General features: G+C 69.2%; 4 protein-coding genes. 1 reads left to right on the top strand and 3 read right to left on the bottom strand.

The window, feature by feature from the left end:
* The coding region (locus A5673_RS21445; RefSeq protein ID WP_231971416.1) for a cutinase family protein at positions 1 to 437 on the bottom strand (437 nt) is incomplete at its 3' end.
* A 129-nt stretch (positions 438 to 566) separates the two neighbouring features.
* Here A5673_RS21445 and A5673_RS21440 point away from each other — a divergent pair.
* Positions 567 to 1,256, top strand: a complete 690-nt coding sequence (locus A5673_RS21440; protein ID WP_231971414.1) for a cutinase family protein — start codon at positions 567 to 569, stop codon at positions 1,254 to 1,256.
* A gap of 15 nt (positions 1,257 to 1,271) precedes the next feature.
* On the opposite strand, the gene A5673_RS21435 is transcribed toward A5673_RS21440, so the two are convergent.
* The gene (locus A5673_RS21435) at positions 1,272 to 2,030 is read right to left on the bottom strand and encodes a DUF732 domain-containing protein (RefSeq protein ID WP_068237128.1); all 759 of its coding nucleotides are present in this window, start codon (positions 2,028 to 2,030) and stop codon (positions 1,272 to 1,274) included.
* A 268-nt stretch (positions 2,031 to 2,298) separates the two neighbouring features.
* The coding region (locus tag A5673_RS21430; RefSeq protein WP_231971413.1) for a beta-ketoacyl reductase at positions 2,299 to 4,244 on the bottom strand (1,946 nt) is incomplete at its 5' end.

Below are 4,244 nucleotides of genomic sequence, written 5' to 3'. Positions count from 1 at the left end.
TGATCCATACCCGGCGGCAGCCCGCCCCACATCGCGCGGTCAACCACCTCGGCGCCCAGCGAGTAACCGCCGAGCACGATGCGGGTGTTCGGGCAGGTCCTGGCCATCGATTCAACGTGGGCGCCGATGTCGTTGGCGCCACTGCCGGTGGTGATGTTGGCGGGGTAGTTCACGCCGTACACGCCGATCGACTTCCGCGTCTTGCCGCGCAGTGCATTGACGAATGCGTCGCCGACCGCGCCGACGCCGGGTGGCTCCTCTCGCCCGCGGGCGAAAACCACTTCGGCGTCGGGGCAGGCCGCCGATGCCGCGGGAATCGTGCCGGCGATCGGGGACGGCGTCACAGCTGGGGCAACAACCAATGCCACTGCGAGCCAGGTGGCGGCCGCCAGATCGAGGACACGATGCGCGCCCGGTGTCATCGCGACAAGCCTCATGGCGCGATATTACGGACTGAGTATGTGAGGCAGCTTTGGCTTTTGGGTTTGCTGGCGGGGGCAGCCGGGCGCCAGAATTCAGCCGGTCGGGGGTGTCGCAGTACGTACTGCACGTGTCAGCATTGGGACGTGAACGCACACCGATTCGCCCGTTTGCTGGCTACCGCGGTGGTCACAAACTCGGCGGCGCTGCTGAGCGCAACCATTTCCCTTGCCCCGGCGTCCGCCGCTGCATGCCCTGACGCCGAGGTGACGTTCGCCCGCGGCACCGACGAGGCACCCGGCGTCGGTGGCGTCGGACAGCAATTCATCGATGCCCTGCGCTCGCAGGTGGGGGGCCGGTCCGTTGCCGTGTATGCCGTCAACTACCCCGCCACCGAGGATTGGCCCCCGTCGGCATCCGCCGGCGCCGGAGATGCCAGCGCCCACGTTCAATCCATGGTCGCGAGCTGTCCCAACACCAAGCTGGTGCTCGGCGGGTATTCCCAAGGCGCGATGGTGATCGATCTCATCACCATCGCCCGAGCGTCAGTCGCCGGCTTCAACGCCGCGACGCTGGCGGCCGACGAGGCCGATCACGTAGCCGCCGTCGCCGTCTTCGGGAATATGACGGACAAACTCGTGGGCCCGATACCCGACGCCAGCCCCTGGTACGGGGCTAAGGCGATCGACTTGTGCGCGCCCGGCGACCCGATTTGCTCGCCGGGCGGAGGCCTGGCGCTGCCCACGCACGACGATATGTTCTCCGCGGCGCACCTCTCCTACTTGCACAACGGAATGCCCGGTCAGGCAGCGACTTTCGTGGCGGGCCACCTTTGACGCGCGGTAGGACCGTCAGGGCGCGAGCCTGACGAAGCCCGGGGATGGATCCGGCCGAACGGCGCCGCCGCCCGAGCCGGCGTCACCCCCGCCGTTGCCGCCACTTGCACCGCCGCCCCCGCCGGCAGCTCCACCCGGCTCAGGTCCAGCCGCCGGCGGCTCGGCCCGTTGCGGTGGCGGTTCCGGCACCTGTTGCGGTGGGGGCGGCGGCTTTTGGGCCGGCGGTGGTGGCCGCTTGGGCGGAGGCGGCGCCGCAACCGGCTGGCGCGGCGCCTGAATCTGCGCCGCGGGCGGCGGTGTCGGAATCTGCGGAGGGTCCGGATCGGTGATCTCGCCGGATGGAACTACGACGATCCGGCGCGCCGGCCCGTTCCATCCCGTGCGGTTCGCCCGGATCGACGCGATCTTGCCTTGGTTGTGTGGGCAGTACGCCCCCACTGCCGCAGTGATGAAACGGGCCTCGGTGCGTGCGAGGCGACCGGGGGCGTACTCGCGCTCGGCCGGGTCGATGCCGAAAGCGTTGTTCACCATCGCGTCCACAAGTCCGGCCGCAGGCATGCCGGCGTCGAGTGTGCGACAAACGTCATGGGCGGTGTCGATGAGGTTCGGCACGCCCTGCACGGCGGGGATGCCCTCTTGATCGAGCAGCGCCAAGAACCGGTCGTCTTCGTTGGAGTCTGCCGCGGCCGCGCCGCCGCGCAGAATTGCGACACCGGTGAAAAACGCGATGGCGGTTATCACGGCGCCGGCGTGGCCGGCGGTGCCGATGGACATGGAGGGGTGTCCGTTCTTCGATCGGGCCGTCCACGACGGGCGAATTGGCAGCTGAACCGCGTAGGTGCGCCGTCCCTCCGGTTCCACGGCACCCGCTACACGTTGAATCCGTTTACCTTTTGTTCATCTTTTGTTCACCATTGATTTCCATGATAAATCAACACCATTCCGCGGTAAATAGCCGATTTCTCCGGCCGCGTCGGATCAGCCCAAACAGACTGCGGTGCAAGCGAAACAGACCGAGCCGGGGCGGGGTACTACTGCGCCGTCAGCAGTCGATCTCCGCTTTCAAATCGAATTCGGCGAACGCGGCCGAGACGCTCTCGCGCAGGTGTTCTTTGGTATTCGGCCGGTCCAGCAGATAGGCGGAGATCCTGATGAACATCTTCCCCTGGCCCCGGCCCGAGCCCAGGAAAAGCTGGCCGCCCATGGCCTCGAGCGTGCTCTTCTTGATGTCGGGTTCGAGATTTCTCAGGGACGCATAGTCGGCATCGGTGCCGTCGGGCCGATTCGCCGCCGGGGACAGGTCACCGACGTTGGAGCACGTGACGGGGAGGGTCGAACCGCCGGCCGCCATCCCCGCTACCTTCCTTGCCGCCCACACGGGGGTGAGTGCCGCGAGCGGCAGCGGCGCCAACCACTCGTTGTCGGGGTCCTCCATCGCGGCGAGGATTCCTTGGGTGATTGTGGCCTGCATGTCCGCGAGGTCCGTCGCCGCGCGGGTGGGGTCGACGGTGACGTCGACGCTCGTGAGCGCATTGCCGCGGGTGTCGTCTTCGGTCCGCAGCGATACCAGGAAGCGCAGGGTGACCGTTCCGTCGTCCTGGACGCGCCCGACCCGCACCGCGAGCCGGCACGCGATTCCCGCCACGAGCGAGTTGCTGCTTGCACCAAGGCTTTTCGCGCGCGCATCCCATTCCTTGAGATCGATGTACGCGGTCAGGGCCGGCACCTCGACCGTCTGGTCGCCGCTCGACGTTCGCGGGGACGGGGGTGCCGCCTTCATCGACGACCTGAGCTCTTGGCGGTCGCGGCGGGCCCTTCGCGCGACGGCGCCCAGCGCGTGCGCGACGTCGGGCAGGTCTTTGACGGTTTGCCGGAGGTCATCACGCAACGCGCGCCGCAGCGTGCGCGATCCTGCGGGCGGATAACCGAATTCGCGTGTCCGGCCCTCCGCGGCATCCTCGATCGCCTGGCCGAACGCGATGGCGTCGACGATCGTGTGCGACGCCACCAGGCTGACCGCGGCCCCGCCGTCCTCGAGCGGAAGCACCCCGAGATGCCAGGCGGGTCCCCACTCCGGGTCAAGAGGGAGCCGCGCCCGCTCGTCGGCCCACGCGTTCACGTCGGCGCGCGGCCGCGGCGTCGGGGCGAAATCGATGTCGGCCGACGACGGAGCCACGACCCAGCGATCGCGCGCGAACGGCAACGCGGACCGTTCGATCCTGCGCCCCAACAGCCCGCGACCGAGGTTGCGGTGAAAACGCCGCAACCCCTCGACGTCGACGGGGCGGTTGTAAATCCATGTGACCTGGATCAGCGCGCCGTGCACCGCGCGCAGCGCGAGAAATGCCGCCTGGTCCAGGTATGCGAGCCTATCGTCCACCGGCGCAACGCCATTCGTGCTGACCGGAGCCACCGGGACGGCCGGCTCGGCGGTGTCGGTGAGCAGCTCGGCCAGGTGCGACGCGAGCGCCGTGGGGCTCGGATGGTCGAGGGCCAGGGTCGCCGGCAGGACGAGGCCGGTGCGCTGGTTGAGGGTGTTGCGCAGCTCCAGCGCGGTCAGCGAGTCGATGCCCAGATCCTTGAAGGGACGATCGGGATCGAGCGCGGTCGGGTCGGGGTGCGCCAACACCGCGGCGGTGGTGGCGGTGACCATCGCGGTGAGCGTGTCGAGCCGCTGCCGGGGGGTCTCGGCGGCCAACCGGGAAGCCAGGCTCCGGGGGCTGGCCGTGGCGGCTTGGGGGCGAATGTGGGTCAGGGCGGACAGGATCGGGTCCAGCGTGTTGTGGCGCGCCTGACGCGTCAGCGCGCCGGTGTTGAGCGGGCTGGCGACCACGTTGGGCCGCTGGCTGGTCAGTGCGGCGTCGAACAGGGCGAGCCCGTGCTCGCTGGTGATGGGGGTCAGACCGGCGGCGGCCAGGCGGGTCAGGTCGGCGGTGGTGAGGTGGGCGGTCATCCCGGACGGGGTCTGCCAGTAGCCCCAGGCGACGC

Origin of the sequence: Mycobacterium sp. E3198 (assembly GCF_001667015.1) — a bacterium.
Taxonomy (GTDB): domain Bacteria; phylum Actinomycetota; class Actinomycetes; order Mycobacteriales; family Mycobacteriaceae; genus Mycobacterium.
This window is presented reverse-complemented; position numbering and strand designations above follow the sequence as displayed.